The sequence below is a fragment of the Dyella sp. C9 genome (genome assembly GCF_003332825.1).
Taxonomy (GTDB): domain Bacteria; phylum Pseudomonadota; class Gammaproteobacteria; order Xanthomonadales; family Rhodanobacteraceae; genus Dyella.
Genome location: NZ_QIRF01000023.1, coordinates 18,862 through 33,208 on the forward strand (window position 1 = coordinate 18,862; position 14,347 = coordinate 33,208).

The following is a 14,347-nucleotide window of genomic DNA, read 5'->3' on the forward strand; positions in this document are numbered from 1 at the left end:
GTGATCAAATGTCGGGCGCTGCCGCGTGAATATCTCGATAGCGCTTGCGCTTTGGGCCAGGCCGTCACTGCCTTTCATCGGTCTTCTCCTTGGCTGCGAGGGCTTCGATCAGTGCAGCCTGGGCCACCGGGTCGTTGGGCTTGATAGCCAGGGATTCCTTGAGGAGCTGTTGAGCGTAATCGTAGTGACCCTGCATGGCCATCAAGCGGCCCAGTTCGCGATCATAGATCTGGCGGGCTTCCGGACTTCTCCTGACCAAGAAGGTATCGCTGGCTTTTTTGAGTGCTGCTGTAGCTCGCACGGGGTCGTTCCTGTCGATCGACATGCCGGCGATATGGAGCAGGCAGGACGTGCATGTTGCGGTATCGGCCAGGATCTCGTCCGTCAGCTTCTGAGCATTCGCCGAGTCGCCGTTTCTGTCGTAGGAAAGTAGCAGGTTGTCTCGCGCCGTCGTGGATTGTGGGTCGAGCGCGAGGGCCCATCGCCAAAGCGCGACATCGTTCGCCCAGTTGGGCGCTAGGAGGCGAATGTCCACCACGCAAAGAGCCAGCCACAGGGCAAGGGCAACAGGTGAGAGCAGACGCAATGCGCTTGCGACGCTGGAACTGGGAGGGGTGGTCTGCGGCCACCGGATCAGCGGTGCCAGCGCGCAGACGACGGCGATCGCCATCGTTGCATAGCGCTCGTGATACAGGTTGTGATCAAAGTCCACCGGGATCAGACGTAGCACCGGCAACAACGCGATGGTTGCTCCGACAATCATGAAGCCGACGGCAGCACCGCGCTTCAGGGCTAACCAGAAGCCCATGCCGATCACGCCGAAAAAGGCTGCGCATGTGAGCAGGGACATGGCGGTGACCGTCTGGACGACTGAGGCATCCTTGGGGTGCAGCGGCGCGATGCCAGCCATCGGCCAGAGGATTACCTTCAGGTAGCACAGATAGGTTAGGCTTATTTCCTGCATCCACACCCACCAGATCGTCTTTCCGAATATCGGTGTGGCCTGTGGAGGTGGCAGTGCCAAGTGGCGCGATGCCAAGTAGGCCAAGCCAGCGATCGCCATGCCCGCATAGGCTAGCCCGTTGCGACGAAGCACCGTACCTGCGATGGCGGAAATCGTTCGCGCGCTTGTCCGGGCATACAACGCTATATCGAACAAAACGACGAGCAGTGGCAGCATCCCGCCCGATTCCTTGGCGCATGCGGCCAGGAAACAAAGCACTGCCAGCGTAGCTGCACGAATCCATGTGCGCCGGATATAGGTGTTGGCAACCAGGCCTAGCAGCGTAATCAGAGTCGCCATCAGGTCGAACTGGCAACCGATCCACGAGACGGTTTCGATCAATGCCGGGTGCAGTCCGTAGATCAACATGCAAACCAGCATCGCCCACGCTTGGCGTACTCGAGGAGCGCCGGTCAGGGCGCCGACCCGGTAGGCGAGGGCGCCAACCAAGACAACGTTGACCAGGTGGAGCGCCAGGGACACGACATGCATGGGTCCTGGTGCGCCATGGAAGAGTTTGACCTGCAGCGCAAGGAATGCGACGACCAAGGGGCGAAAGTAAATGGTCCACTGATTGAAGTCGCGGAACACGTAGTGCAGCCACCGTTCTCCTTGCAGATCCCGGAAGCTCGGCCAGTCATCCCATATGAAGCCGGCATGGATGACCGGCATGTAGGTGAATGCTATGGCGGCCAGGATGGCGCCAGCCAGCCCAAGCATCAGCCACTTGTTCATACTTCCCCCTGGATCCCGCGACATCCGACGTCTTGCACGACACGCTATCCCTGCGTGGGCGGGCCGGTTGGCGCCAGCGTGTCTGCTTCACTGCCTTGAATGGTAGGGGGCCGCCGAGGTGGTGGCTAGGGCTGCGCAGGTCATCTGGCTTGAATCGTGACGCACTCCGTCGTCTGGCTCGGGCATGAGACTGCGCCGATGGCCTGGGGGTTACAGCCACCGATTGCGTTTGAGGGTGATGTAAATAGTCACCACGATCCCGACCACCAGCGCGATGATCAAGGGATACGCCCATGGTTTGGCGAGCTCCGGCATGTGGGTGAAGTTCATGCCGTACCAGCTGGTGATGAGGGTGGGAGCGGCAAGCATGGCCGCGTAACCGGCCAGGCGCTTCATGACCTCGTTCTGGCCGAAGGTCACCAGGGAAAGATTGACGTTGATTGCGGCAGCCAGCATCTCGCGCATGGCGCTGATCGACTCGTTCACGCGGAACACGTGGTCGTAGACGTCGCGGAAATAGGCACGCAACTCATCCGGTATCAGTTGCGGATGCAGGCGCACCAGCTGGCTGATGATGTCCTGCATGGGGGCGACAGCCAAGCGCAGGGTCATCAGGTCGCGTTGCATGTCGTACAAGCGCCTTATGGTGCTGCGCTTGAAGGTATCGGCGAAGATGTCCTTCTCGAGCTCCTGCAGCTCCTCGCGAAAGTCACGCACGATTGGCAACAGGTTGTCGACGATGTAGTCGAGCACTCCGTACAAGCCATAGCTGGGGCCGAGCGCAAGAAGTTCGGGCGTGTGCTCGCAGTTGCGTCGCGCAGGCGCATAGGAAAGCGAGGCGCCGTGGCGCACGGTGACCAGGTAGCGGGCGCCCAGGAATACATGAGTCTCGCCAAAGGCAATGTGCCCGCTCACCAGCTGGGCCGTCTGCACCACGATGAACAGCGAATCACCGTAGGTTTCGATCTTGGTGCGCTGGTGCGCGGCCTGGGCATCTTCGATCGCCAGGTCGTGCAGGTCGAACTCTTCCTGGATCTTGTCCAGGAGGGCGGCATCCGGTTCGTGGAGCCCGACCCACACGAAGGTGTCAGGTTGCTTGAGCACCTCGCTGATGTCGTCGATGCTGATGTCGCCTATGCGCTGACCGTCGAAACGGTAGGCGACGCAGTTGATGACCATCGACGGGGAGGGTGCGGGAGCTACGGGAGTAGAGACGGTAAGGGCCATGCGCGAATGATGCGCCGGGCAGGAAGACAGGGCAACGACAGGCCTTTCAGCCTGCCGTGGTCACTTTCACTTCACGATGACGAAGACACCACGCCAGCGCGACCCAGCTTGGCAACGCAAACAGCAGCCAGGGCTGGTTCTGTTGCACCACGCCAGGCAGCAGGTGCAGCAGGATGGCGATCAGGGCCGCTGCCAGTTGCAGCACGATGAGCACGTCGATCTTCCGCGACGCCGGCGCTCCGCGGCGTGAGCGCCACAGGGCGGGAAGCAACAGGAAGGCGAGCGGATTGAACAGCAGCAGGTTGGCGTTGGCCCAGGCCGAGTGGTGCGTGGTCAGGGTCCATAGGACCAGCAGGGCGATGCCGACGAGTCCGGCCAGTACGAGATAGAGCGAGCCGAGCAGCGCGTAGACAGTGCGTACGAAGCGTCGCGTCGCCACCAGGATGCCGGCGAACACGAGGCCGGCCAGGCCCAGCGGCAGTCGCAGGTCGGGCGCCTGTTCCGGCGGGGCATCCAGGCGATTGGGCGAAACCAGTTGTTCGCTGACCACCAGCGGATGCGCGCTGCCGTCGGCCGCAGTCACGGTCACGTGGGATATCTCACGCTGCAGCACCATCGGCAGGAAGCTCTCCTGCCACGCGCTCAGCGGCTGATCGGCGTACGGGCCGAGGCCCAGGTCGAGGATCAGCATCAGCCATGCCTGTTGGCTCATCAGTCGCGCGGTCTGCTGGCGATAGGTCATGCTGGCGGGGCGGGATTTCAGCTGCTGGCCGAGGATGCCGCCCAGTGCCTTGTCGAGTGCGTCGCGCACCTTGGTGGCGCAGTTGTTCGCGTAATAGTCGTAGTCGTAGCGCACGTTTTCCGGGCGCAGGTTCCACAGCAGGAAGTCGCGCAGGTCAGCGGCCTGTGCCGGCGTGAAGGCGAGCCGCTGGCGGGTGACCGAACGCCCCACCTGCACGTAGTACTGTTGGTCGGTATCCGACGGCTCCGCATCCATCAGGTAATGCATGCGGCCGGCGGCGAAGTGCAGCAGGAAGCCCTTCTCGTCGAAGTCGAACACGCCGTAGTTGAAGGTGACGGCCTCGCCGCTCACGCTGTCACGCAGCTCGATGGCATCGTGGCCGAAGCGTTCCCAGTAGGTGTCGCCGGGACCATAGGTGATCAGCGATACCTCGAGGTTGGCGCCGGGTGCGTCGGCGACGCCGGCGTGAGCGCGTGGTGCCCAGCCCAGCACCACTGCCAGTAACAGCAGCGCGAACCCGGCCAGCAGGTGTCGCGGTCCACGTCCCATCATCGCCGGTGCCGGCGTCCTGCCTGGGTGATGCACGCTCAGCCTTCTCCCTGTCGGGTGACCCGGAATGCCTGCACGCGGCGGTCGTCGGCTTCGGTCACATGGAACAGGAAGTCGCCAATGGCGATTTCCTCGCCAACTTCCGGCAGGTGGCCAAACTCGGAGGTGCACATGCCGCCCACGGTGTCGAACTCCTCGTCGGAGAAATGGGCGCCGGTCTGTTCGTTGAAATCGGCGATCGGGGTGAGCGCACTCACCGTCCAGCCGCCGCCTGAGCGTTCATGCATCAGCGAGGGTTCCTCCTCGTCGTCGTGCTCGTCGTCGATCTCACCGACGATCTGCTCCAGCACGTCCTCGATGGTGATCAGTCCGGCGACGCCGCCGTACTCGTCCACCACCAGTGCCATGTGGTTGCGCGTGTGGCGGAATTCCGCCAGCAGCACATTGAGGCGCATCGACTCGGGAATCAGCCCGGCCGGGCGCAGCACGGTGTGGATGTCGAAATGGTCGCCGTCGCCGACGAATTTCAGGAGGTCCTTGGCCAGCAGCACTCCGAGGATGTCGTCCTTGTCCTCGCCATGGACGGGGAAACGCGAGTGGCCGGACTCGACCACCGTGCCGAGGATGTCGCGCAGGGGCGCCTCGGCGGACACCATGACGATCTGTGCGCGCGGGACCATCACGTCGTCCACGCTCAGCTCGGTGACCTTGATTGCACCCTCCACCATGGTGAGGGTGTCATTGGACATCAGGCCATTGGCCTGGGCGGTGCGCAGCTCTTCGATGAGCTCCTTCCGGTTGCGCGGCTCGCCGGAAAACAGATGGCCCAGTCGATCCCACCACTTGCGGTGGGCCGGGCCGCTGGTACTGCCAGGGTCCTCGTTCATTACTCGTGCGGATGCTGCCCGAAACCGGGCGGAATCATGAGTCTAGCGGAAAATCCGTGACGATTCAGGAACAAGGCCGCAGGGTTTGCCCTTGAGAGGCCCCGGGCGACCGGCTGGCGGCGGTGCTGGTTCATGCCGGGTTGCCGAGAACTGGGCACGCGTCGCGGCCGGGGCGTGCCCAATGGCGTTCGCCTGGGGCATGCGCCAGGCGCGGCCATGTCCTTCGGTGGGTCGACCCGGCCGATGGTCTGGCCGGCCGCTGGCTGCCTTGTTTCGACGGGGGTAGGGCGAACCCGTGGGCCGATGCGCAGGCTTGCTGTACGGTGCCCTCGTGGGCCGCCGAGGCCCCACGGCAGCCGGTCTTGGTGGCCTCCAGGCTGTTCCGACCATCCGCCTGACGCGCGCCGGGCGGATGGGCCGGGGAGTGCGCCACCCGCTGCCGCTTCAACGGCCACGGCTGCGACGGGCCCGGGAAGACGTCTAGACGTCCTTTTCCGAGGCGTACGGGTCCGCGATGCCCAGTCCGGCGAGAATGCGAGTCTCCAGGGCTTCCATGGCCTCGGCTTCGGTGTCCTCGATGTGGTCGTAGCCGAGCAGGTGCAGCACGCCATGCACGGTCAGGTGGGCCCAGTGGTCGCGAGGTGAGATGCCCTGTTCGGCCGCTTCGCGGGCCACCACGGGAGCACAGATGGCCAGGTCGCCGATCAACGGCAGGTTCAGGCCCGGGGGCAGTTCGGCGGGAAAGGAGAGCACGTTGGTGGCGTAGTCCCTGCCGCGGTACTCACGGTTGAGCATGCGGCCCTCACGGGTGTCGACGATGCGGATGGCCAATTCAGCCGCCTTGCGTCGCTTGGCGCCGCGCAGGGCCGCATCGACCCAGCGGCGGAAGCTCGCGGCGGCGGGCACGCCCTTGCGCGCCACGCCGTAGACGATGGAAACCCCTGCCGGCGTGCTCACCTGGATTGCTCCTCGGACGACTGCTCGAATGCCTCGTAGGCACGCACGATCTTCGCCACCAGCGGATGGCGCACCACGTCGCGCGAAGTGAAGAACGTGAAGCTGATGCCTTCCACCCCGCGCAGCACCTCGATGGCGTGGCGCAGGCCCGAGCGCACGTTGCGCGGCAGGTCGATCTGGCTGACGTCGCCGGTGATCACCGCCACCGAGCCGAAGCCGATGCGGGTGAGGAACATCTTCATCTGCTCCACCGTGGTGTTCTGCGCTTCGTCGAGGATCACGTAGGAATCGTTGAGCGTGCGGCCGCGCATATACGCCAGCGGTGCGATCTCGATCACGTTGCGTTCGATCAGCTTGGCCACTTTCTCGAAGCCCAGCATTTCGTACAGCGCGTCGTACAGCGGGCGCAGATAGGGGTCGACCTTCTGGGTCAGGTCGCCAGGCAGGAAGCCGAGCTTCTCGCCGGCTTCCACCGCTGGGCGCACCAACAGCAGGCGCTGCACGCGATTGGCCTCGAGTGCCTCCACGGCGCTGGCCACGGCGAGATAGGTCTTGCCGGTGCCAGCCGGGCCCACGCCGAAACTGATGTCGTGGGTGGTGATGGCATGCAGGTAACGGGCCTGGTTGGGGCCGCGGCCCTTGATGACGCCGCGCTTCACCTTGATGGTGACTTCCTGCGCGCCCTCGGCGGCCTCGTTGACGATCGCGTCGATGCCCGATTCGGCCAGGTGCAGGTTGATCTTGGCGCCGTTGAGCGACTCGTTGGCGGTCACTTCGTACAGCGCTCGCAGCACCTTCTCGGTCGTGCGCGCCGCGCCTTCCTCTCCGATCACCTGGAACAGGTTGCCGCGATGGTTGATCTCCACGCCCAGGCGCAACTCCACCTGGCGCAGGTGCTCATCGAACGGACCGCACAAGTTGGACAGGCGGGCGTTGTCTTCCGGTTCAAGGGCGAAGTCGCGCTGGTTGAGGCCGTTGGTCATGGGTTGCGTCGAAAAGTTGGTGGTCAATCCCCTCTCCCGCCGGCGACCGAAGGAAGTCCCCGTGGGAGAGCAGGTGCCGGTCCCGCGGGGACTACCTTCGGGTCGCAGCGGACGAGGCGGCGGGCGGAGCGGTCGGCCTGGGGTCTTCCGATCCCCAAACAGGGGGCCAGCCCCGCACCCTCACCCCAACGCCTCTCCCGAGGGGGAGAGGGGCAAAGGTCAAGCAGCTACTTCATCGGCGAGGTGCACCCGGCCACGCAGCGAGTTGCTCATGGCCTCGGTGATCACCACGTCAATGAACTGGCCGATCATCCGCGCATTGCCGGGGAAGTTCACGTAGCGCATGTTCTCGGTGCGGCCGGTGAATTCGTTGGGATTCTTCTTGCTGGTCTTTTCCACCAGCACGCGCTGCACGGTGCCGACCATGGCCTCGTTGATCTTGCGCGCATTGTCGTTGATGGCGGCCTGCAGGCGCGCGAGGCGGGCATGCTTCACCTCGGCGGAGGTTGTGTCCTCGAGGTTGGCGGCCGGGGTGCCGGGACGCGACGAGAAGATGAAGGAGAAGCTTTGGTCGAAGCCGATGTCGTCGATCAGCTTCATGGTCTTCTCGAAATCCTCGTCGGTCTCGCCAGGGAAGCCCACGATGAAGTCCGAGGAGATGCAGATGTCCGGGCGAACCGCGCGCAGCTTGCGGATCTTCTGCTTGAACTCCAGCGCGGTGTAGCCGCGCTTCATCGCGCTGAGGATGCGATCGGAGCCGGCCTGCACCGGCAGGTGCAGGAAGTTGGCCAGCTGCGGCACATGGGCGTAGGCCTCGATCAGCGAGTCGGAGAACTCCAGCGGATGCGAGGTGGTGAAACGGATGCGGCCGATGCCCTCGATCTGCGCGATGGCGTGGATCAGCACGGCCAGGTCGGCGGTGCCGCCGTCATGGGTGGGGCCGCGGTAGGCGTTGACGTTCTGTCCCAGCAGGTTCACTTCGCGCACGCCCTGCGCGGCCAGCTGGGCCACCTCGACGATCACGTCGTCGAACGGGCGGCTGATCTCCTCGCCGCGGGTATAGGGCACCACGCAGTACGAACAGTACTTGGAGCAGCCTTCCATGATCGACACGAAGGCGGTCGGGCCCTCGGCGCGCGGCTCGGGCAGGCGGTCGAACTTCTCGATCTCGGGGAAGCTGATGTCCACCTGCGCCTTGCCGCTGGCGCGACGCGCCTCGATCAGCTCGGGCAGGCGGTGCAGGGTCTGCGGGCCGAACACCAGGTCGACGTACGGAGCGCGCTTGATGATGTCCTGGCCTTCCTGCGAAGCCACGCAGCCGCCCACGCCGATCAGCACCGGCTTGCCGCCCTGCTTGTGCTCCTTCCAGCGGCCGAGCTGGCTGAACACCTTTTCCTGGGCCTTCTCGCGGATCGAGCAGGTGTTGACCAGGATGACGTCCGCCTCGGACTCGTCCTGGGTCAGCTCCAGGCCGTGCGAGGCCTTGAGCACGTCCGCCATCTTGGCCGAGTCGTACTCGTTCATCTGGCAGCCGTGGGTCTTGATGAAAAGCTTGCCGGTCATGGGCTTGGGTACCGTGGTTCAGTGGGCGGCGAAAAGGCCGCCGAACCGCACAGTTTACGCGCCTGAGGCCTGGGCTGCCAGTTGAAGCGCCGTGCCGGATCAAGCACTTGCGCCGGGAGGGGCGCGGGGTGGCCAAGTTTGTCCTGCCGCACGAAACGGCCAGCTGCCGCTTGGCGGCGGGCGCGGCTGGGGGCACACTGGCCGCCAGACCTGGCGCCGGGCAGGACTGCGCACAGGGGAGTACCGACGGGGGATGTATGGCAGTGCTTGACCGGGGCGTGCTGCGGCACCCAAGGGGGAGGCCATGATCGTGGCGCGCCTCAGGGCTGGCTGTGGTTCGATACCCGGCCGGCTGGCCGCAGGGGCGCTCGCGCTCGCCGGCCTGCTGGGGCTTCCACCGGGCGCCCACGCAGGCGCGCTGTACCGCTGCACCGGCAGCGCCGGCGAGGTGGTTTTCAGCAGCAACACCGCGGGCTACCAGGGGTGCAGCCGGATCGCCGGCACGCCAGACCCGGTGCGGCGTCCGTCCGCCACCAGCCGGGCGTCACCCGCTGCATTGGCTGGGATCACGGGAAGTGCAGAGACATCCGCCAGGACCGTCCCTGCCACGCCTCCCCCGCAACCGCCTTCGCTGGCCTGGGTGCAGGACTCGGTCGAGACCACCGCCCGGATCGTGCCGCCCCCGCAGCCGCAGCCGCCGGCCGGCAAGGCGGGGCAGTGGAGTTACAGCGAGGCCACTCCGGCCCGCACCAGTTCGGTGCCGGACAAGCCGGTGGCCGATGTCTCGGCGGATGGCAACCGGGTGCTGCGTGGCGCCGTCTATCGCGTGGTGCGCAAGGATGGCAGCGTGGAGTACACCAACCTGCGCCCCGCAGGTGCGCAGGGGCCGGCGGTCACCATGCTGTTCAGCTACATCGCCACCTGCGTGGCCTGTAACCTGCACTCGAACATCCGCTGGGATTCGGTGGCGCTCCACCTCAATGAATACGTGGATGTGATCCGCCTGGCCAGCCAGGAGTACGGCGTGGACGAAGCCCTGCTGCGGGCCATCATCCATGCGGAAAGCGCGTTCAATCCGCGCGCCATGTCGCTCAAGGGCGCGCAGGGCCTGATGCAGCTCATGCCGGGCACCGCCATGGACATGGGCGTGCGCGATGCCTTCGACACCGACCAGAACATCCGGGGAGGCGCCCGCTACCTGGGCCTGCTGCTGCGCGCCTTCAACGGCGACGAGCGATTGGCCGCCGCCGCCTACAACGCAGGGCCGGCCGCCGTGCAGCGCTATAACGGGGTGCCTCCCTATGACGAGACCCGGGTCTACGTGGAGCGCGTGGGTACCTTGCGCAAGCGCTACGGCATGGCGCTTCACCCTGCAGGTGGTAGTCGCACGCCGATCGCGGCCGGGATCTCAGCCATCCAGTGAAGCGGTGGGCGTCAGTGGCGGACGCTGGGCCAGGATCACTTCGGTATGGAAGGGCGTGCCATTGCGCAGGCCGGACACTTCCACCTTGCTGCCTGGCTTGAGGGCCGCTTCGTGCCGGCGCAGGTCGGCCGGGTCCACGATGTCCTCCGAACCGATGCGCAGCAGGATGTCGTGCGGCTGGATGCCGGCCTGGGCGGCCGGGCCACCCGGGTAGATGTCGGTGACCTGCGCCCCGCGGGCGGCAGCCGGGAGGCCGCTGTCGGCGGCCACCGGCACGAAGGTGTAGTCGGCGCCCATCCAGCCGCGCACCACGTGGCCGGTGTCGATGATCTGGTCCAGCACCTTCTTGGCGCTGGTGACCGGGATGGCGAAGCTGATGCCCTCGGCATTGGCCGCCTTGCCGATAAGCAAGGTGTTGATGCCCACCAGCTCGCCCTCGGTGTTGACCAGCGCGCCGCCGGAGTTGCCCAGGTTGATCGCCGCGTCGGTCTGGATGAAGTCCTCGGGGTTGGCGCTGCTCAGCTGGCGGCCGATCGCGCTGACAATGCCCATCGTCACGGTCTGGTTGAGGCCCAGCGGGTTGCCGATGGCCAGCACCACGTCGCCGGTGCGCACCGGGGTGTGGTCGGCGATGCGGATCACCGGCAGGTTGCTGGCGTCGATCTTCAGTACGGCCAGGTCGGTCTCGACGTCGGCGCCCACCACCTTGGCCTTGGCCACGCGACCGTCGTACAGCAGCACCTGGATGTCGTCGGCGTTGGCGATCACGTGATTGTTGGTCAGCACGTAGCCTTCGCTGCTGACGATCACGCCCGAGCCGAGGCTCTGTTCACGGCGCTTGTAGGCCGGGCCGGCCGGCCGGCCGCCGAACAGGCGCTGAAGCACCGGGTCGGTGTACATCTGCACGGCCTGCTCGGTGACCATCTTGTTGGCGTAGATGTTCACCACCGACGGCGCCGCGCGGGCCACTGCGTCGGCATAGGAGATGGGGCCGCTGGTGCGCGTCGCCGGTGCACTGGCCGAGGGGGTGTCGCCGGCATGGCCAAGTCCGAAATGTTGCCGCAGGCGATTGCCCACGTCCGGCCACGCCAGGCTGATGACGAAGGCAACCGCCAGCCCGAGAACCACGAAGCGGGCGATGAAGGCGAGCGTGCCTGCGGCATGTTTCATGTAGTTATGCGTTTCGTAGCAAGACGTTAGGACGAGTGATGCGCCAGGGCGACAGGCGCGGCGCTTTTATTGTACGAGTCATGCCCTGACGCTACACTAACGCGATTTTGCGAGAGCCAGATTTCTACTGGCGCTTGCGAAGCGGGTCGTCCCGGGAGCTTCCCGGTGCGCAGGGTGCCCGGGGGGTGGAAGCGTGCAGCTTTCGCTGCATGCTCATCGTGCTGGTGCCGCGCGTGCCTGCTGTTTGTTTTTTGGGGGAGTCGTAGGGTTTATCGGTTCGCGGCAGCGGTAATTTGCCGCGTAGCATGTCGACGCGCTTGGCAAGCACCTGTGGAACTTATTAAGTTCCGCGTCTCAATGGCATGTAAGTACCGGAGAGCCTGATGGCGAACGAAGTCGTCGATCACGGCCGCCGCCGCTTCCTCACAGCGACCACGGCCGTGGTCGGAGGTGTGGGAGTCGTTTCGGCAGTCGTGCCCTTCATCAAGTCGTGGGAACCGAGTGCGCGGGCCAAGTCCGCGGGTGCCCCGGTCACGGTCGACATCAGCAAGATCGAGTCCGGCCAACGCGTAACCTACCCCTGGCGCGGCCTCCCGGTCTTCGTCGTCAATCGCACCCAGGCCCAGCTCGATGCGCTGCCCAGCCAGGACAGTCGACTCGTCGATCCCAAGTCCGATTCCGGCTCGGCCGAACAGCAGCCCAAGTACGCCCAGAACGAGAACCGCTCCATCAAGCCCGAGTGGCTGGTGCTGGTGGGCCTGTGCACCCACCTGGGTTGCGTGCCCGATTTCGTGCCGGTGATGAAGCCCGAGCCGTTCGATCCGGACTGGAAGGGCGGCTTCTATTGCCCCTGCCACAAGTCACGCTATGACATGTCCGGGCGCGTCTACCAGGGCGTGCCGGCTCCGAAGAACCTGCTGGTTCCCCCCTACCATTTCGTCGACGACGGGCACATCCAGATCGGTGTGGATCCGAAGGAGGCCGGCTGATGGCCAACGTATTCACGCGGATCGGCGACTGGGTCAACGAGCGGGCACCGGGCCTCATGCCCATGTACCGCAAGCACATGACCGAGTACTACGCGCCGAAGAACTTCAACCTTTGGTACTACTTCGGTTCGCTCGCGCTGGTGGTGCTGGTCAACCAGATCGTCACCGGCATCTTCCTCACCATGAACTACAAGACGAGTGCGGCGGAAGCCTTCAACTCGGTCGAGTACATCATGCGTGACGTGGAGTGGGGCTGGCTGATCCGCTACATGCACTCCACTGGCGCCTCGCTGTTCTTCGTGGTGGTGTTCTTGCACATGTTCCGCGGCCTGATGTACGGCTCGTACCAGAAGCCGCGCGAACTGGTGTGGCTGCTGGGCATGCTGATCTTCCTGGCGCTGATGGCTGAGGCCTTCATGGGCTACGTGCTGCCGTGGGGCAACATGTCGTTCTGGGGCGCCAAGGTGATCATCTCGCTGTTCGGCACCATCCCGGTGATCGGCGGCAGCCTGGTGGAGTGGATCATGGGCGACTACCTGCCCGCCGACGCCACGCTCAACCGCTTCTTCGCGCTGCACGTCATCGCGCTGCCGCTGGTGCTGCTGCTGCTGGTGGTGCTGCACCTGGCCGCGCTGCACGAAGTGGGCTCCAACAACCCGGATGGCGTCGACACCAAGCATGGTCCGAAGGGCAACCGCTGGGACGCGACCAAGCCGGCCGACGGCATTCCCTTCCATCCGTACTACACGGTGAAGGACCTGTTCGGCGTCGGATTCTTCCTCGTCATCGCGGCGTTCATCATCTTCTTCGCGCCGACCTTCGGCGGCTGGTTCCTTGAGCACGACAACTTCGTGCCGGCCAACAACCTGGTGACTCCGACGCACATCAAGCCGTCGTGGTACTTCACCCCGTTCTACGCGATCCTGCGCATGATCCCGTCGTTCTTCGGCACGGCCTTCTGGGGCGTGCTGGGCATGTTCGGGGCCATCGCGCTGCTGTTCCTGCTGCCATGGATCGACGCGGGCAAGGTGCGCTCCATCCGTTATCGCGGCACCGGCTTCAAGGTGGCGCTGCTGGCCTTCGCCGCTTCCTTCATCGGCCTGGCCATGGTCGGTGCGGGCGTGATCGGCGAACTGGCACTGTCGTGGTTCCCCACCGATGCGACGGCGGCCGAGAACGCCTTCGGTCGCGTGATGACCTTCATCTACTTCGGGTACTTCGTGTTCCTGTGGTTCTACACGCGCCTTGGTTGGGAAAAGACCAAGCCGGTCCCGGAACGGGTGGTGTTCGACCATGACTAAGCGACTGTTCCCGATGAAGAAGATCCTTGTCTCGTTCGCTCTCGCCGTTGGCCTCGTCGCCGGCACCACCTCGGTGGTGGCGGCCGAAGAGGGCGGCCTGCCTTCGGCGGGTACCAACATCCGCGACCAGGCGTCGCTGCAGCGTGGCGCCAAGCTGTTCTTCAACTATTGCGTGGGTTGCCACTCGCTGAAGTACGTGCGCTACTCGCGCATGGCCGAAGACCTGGGCCTGAGCGAAGACGAGGTGATGAAGAACCTCAACTTCACCGGCGCCAAGTTCGGCGATCCGGTGATCTCGCACATGCCCGAAGATTCCGCCCAGCAGTTCTTCGGCAAGGCCCCGCCGGACCTCTCGCTGGAGGTGCGGGCCAAGGAGGAGGGCCCGGATTGGGTTTACGCCTACCTCAATTCGTTCTATGTGGACCCGACCCGTCCGGTGGGCTGGAACAACACGGTGTTCCCGAACGCCTCCATGCCGTTTCCCCTGTGGGAGCTGCAGGGCGTGCAGACCGCCGTGAAGAAGGAAGGCAGCGACGACGTCGAGAAGCTGGAGCTGTCCCAGCCCGGCAAGCTCACCCCGGCCCAGTACCAGCAGGCCACGCGTGACCTGACCAACTTCCTCGAGTACGCCTCCGAGCCGGCCGCCCTGCAGCGCCAGCGCTATGGCATCTGGGTGCTGCTTTTCCTTGCGGGCTTCACTTTCCTGGCATATCTGCTAAAGAAGGAATACTGGAAGGACGTCCACTGACGGGCGTCGCTCCATGGCCTGAGGTACGGCGGCCCAGTGCCGCCGTATCCGCATAATGTCGATGGGGAGA

General features: G+C 65.0%; 12 protein-coding genes. 4 read left to right on the top strand and 8 right to left on the bottom strand.

All coding sequences use genetic code 11. The features are described from left to right. Positions 1-64: 64 nt before the first annotated feature. The 7 genes from DVU99_RS18570 to miaB form a co-directional block, all read right to left on the bottom strand. Positions 65-1,738, bottom strand: a complete 1,674-nt coding sequence (locus tag DVU99_RS18570; RefSeq protein WP_114241726.1) for a lipopolysaccharide assembly protein LapB — start codon at positions 1,736-1,738, stop codon at positions 65-67. Between the two features lie 210 nt (positions 1,739-1,948). Continuing rightward, positions 1,949-2,965 carry a magnesium and cobalt transport protein CorA gene (locus tag DVU99_RS18575; protein WP_114241727.1) on the bottom strand — a complete coding sequence of 339 codons (1,017 nt, stop codon included), beginning with the start codon at positions 2,963-2,965 and terminating at the stop codon, positions 1,949-1,951. A gap of 46 nt (positions 2,966-3,011) precedes the next feature. Next, positions 3,012-4,259: a DUF4105 domain-containing protein gene (locus tag DVU99_RS18580; RefSeq protein ID WP_232823657.1), complete on the bottom strand. Its 1,248-nt coding sequence runs from the start codon at positions 4,257-4,259 to the stop codon at positions 3,012-3,014. Positions 4,260-4,294: 35 nt separating this feature from the next. Next, on the bottom strand, positions 4,295-5,143 hold the full coding sequence (locus tag DVU99_RS18585; RefSeq protein ID WP_114241728.1) for an HlyC/CorC family transporter: 849 nt from the start codon (positions 5,141-5,143) through the stop codon (positions 4,295-4,297). A gap of 480 nt (positions 5,144-5,623) precedes the next feature. Next, entirely contained in the window at positions 5,624-6,100 is a 477-nt protein-coding gene (gene ybeY, locus DVU99_RS18590; RefSeq protein ID WP_114241729.1) for an rRNA maturation RNase YbeY, read from the bottom strand. After that, a complete protein-coding gene (locus tag DVU99_RS18595) occupies positions 6,097-7,083 on the bottom strand; it encodes a PhoH family protein (RefSeq protein ID WP_114241730.1) in 987 nt (328 codons plus the stop codon). The genes ybeY and DVU99_RS18595 overlap by 4 nt, the downstream gene beginning before the upstream one ends. A 219-nt stretch (positions 7,084-7,302) precedes the next feature. Further along, positions 7,303-8,646 (bottom strand): tRNA (N6-isopentenyl adenosine(37)-C2)-methylthiotransferase MiaB, encoded by a 1,344-nt coding sequence (gene miaB, locus DVU99_RS18600; protein WP_114241731.1) that lies wholly within the window; start codon positions 8,644-8,646, stop codon positions 7,303-7,305. A gap of 304 nt (positions 8,647-8,950) precedes the next feature. Here miaB and DVU99_RS18605 point away from each other — a divergent pair, with 304 nt between their 5' ends. Continuing rightward, positions 8,951-10,069: a lytic transglycosylase domain-containing protein gene (locus tag DVU99_RS18605; protein WP_114241732.1), complete on the top strand. Its 1,119-nt coding sequence runs from the start codon at positions 8,951-8,953 to the stop codon at positions 10,067-10,069. On the opposite strand, the gene DVU99_RS18610 is transcribed toward DVU99_RS18605, so the two are convergent. Further along, entirely contained in the window at positions 10,055-11,239 is a 1,185-nt protein-coding gene (locus DVU99_RS18610; protein ID WP_114241733.1) for a S1C family serine protease, read from the bottom strand. The two genes, DVU99_RS18605 and DVU99_RS18610, sit on opposite strands and share 15 nt — an antisense overlap. Positions 11,240-11,622: 383 nt before the next feature. On the opposite strand from DVU99_RS18610, the gene petA reads away from it, so the two are divergent. From petA to DVU99_RS18625, 3 genes are read left to right on the top strand one after another with little or no spacing between them, the layout of a single operon-like run. Further along, positions 11,623-12,228: a ubiquinol-cytochrome c reductase iron-sulfur subunit gene (petA, locus tag DVU99_RS18615; RefSeq protein WP_114241734.1), complete on the top strand. Its 606-nt coding sequence runs from the start codon at positions 11,623-11,625 to the stop codon at positions 12,226-12,228. Continuing rightward, positions 12,228-13,529 carry a cytochrome bc complex cytochrome b subunit gene (locus tag DVU99_RS18620; RefSeq protein ID WP_114241735.1) on the top strand — a complete coding sequence of 434 codons (1,302 nt, stop codon included), beginning with the start codon at positions 12,228-12,230 and terminating at the stop codon, positions 13,527-13,529. Before petA ends, DVU99_RS18620 begins: the two co-directional genes overlap by 1 nt. Next, on the top strand, positions 13,522-14,277 hold the full coding sequence (locus tag DVU99_RS18625; protein WP_232823658.1) for a cytochrome c1: 756 nt from the start codon (positions 13,522-13,524) through the stop codon (positions 14,275-14,277). Before DVU99_RS18620 ends, DVU99_RS18625 begins: the two co-directional genes overlap by 8 nt. Positions 14,278-14,347: the final 70 nt, after the last annotated feature.

Excerpts from the sequence above, each read along its gene's own strand:
- DVU99_RS18570 (WP_114241726.1), bottom strand. The coding sequence starts at position 1,738 with ATGAACAAGTGGCTGATGCTTGGGCTGGCTGGCGCCATCCTGGCCGCC.
- DVU99_RS18575 (WP_114241727.1), bottom strand. The coding sequence starts at position 2,965 with ATGGCCCTTACCGTCTCTACTCCCGTAGCTCCCGCACCCTCCCCGTCG.
- DVU99_RS18625 (WP_232823658.1), top strand. The coding sequence starts at position 13,522 with ATGACTAAGCGACTGTTCCCGATGAAGAAGATCCTTGTCTCGTTCGCT.
- DVU99_RS18580 (WP_232823657.1), bottom strand. The coding sequence starts at position 4,259 with ATGATGGGACGTGGACCGCGACACCTGCTGGCCGGGTTCGCGCTGCTG.
- DVU99_RS18585 (WP_114241728.1), bottom strand. The coding sequence starts at position 5,143 with ATGAACGAGGACCCTGGCAGTACCAGCGGCCCGGCCCACCGCAAGTGG.
- miaB (WP_114241731.1), bottom strand. The coding sequence starts at position 8,646 with ATGACCGGCAAGCTTTTCATCAAGACCCACGGCTGCCAGATGAACGAG.
- DVU99_RS18610 (WP_114241733.1), bottom strand. The coding sequence starts at position 11,239 with ATGAAACATGCCGCAGGCACGCTCGCCTTCATCGCCCGCTTCGTGGTT.
- DVU99_RS18605 (WP_114241732.1), top strand. The coding sequence starts at position 8,951 with ATGATCGTGGCGCGCCTCAGGGCTGGCTGTGGTTCGATACCCGGCCGG.
- petA (WP_114241734.1), top strand. The coding sequence starts at position 11,623 with ATGGCGAACGAAGTCGTCGATCACGGCCGCCGCCGCTTCCTCACAGCG.
- DVU99_RS18620 (WP_114241735.1), top strand. The coding sequence starts at position 12,228 with ATGGCCAACGTATTCACGCGGATCGGCGACTGGGTCAACGAGCGGGCA.
- DVU99_RS18595 (WP_114241730.1), bottom strand. The coding sequence starts at position 7,083 with ATGACCAACGGCCTCAACCAGCGCGACTTCGCCCTTGAACCGGAAGAC.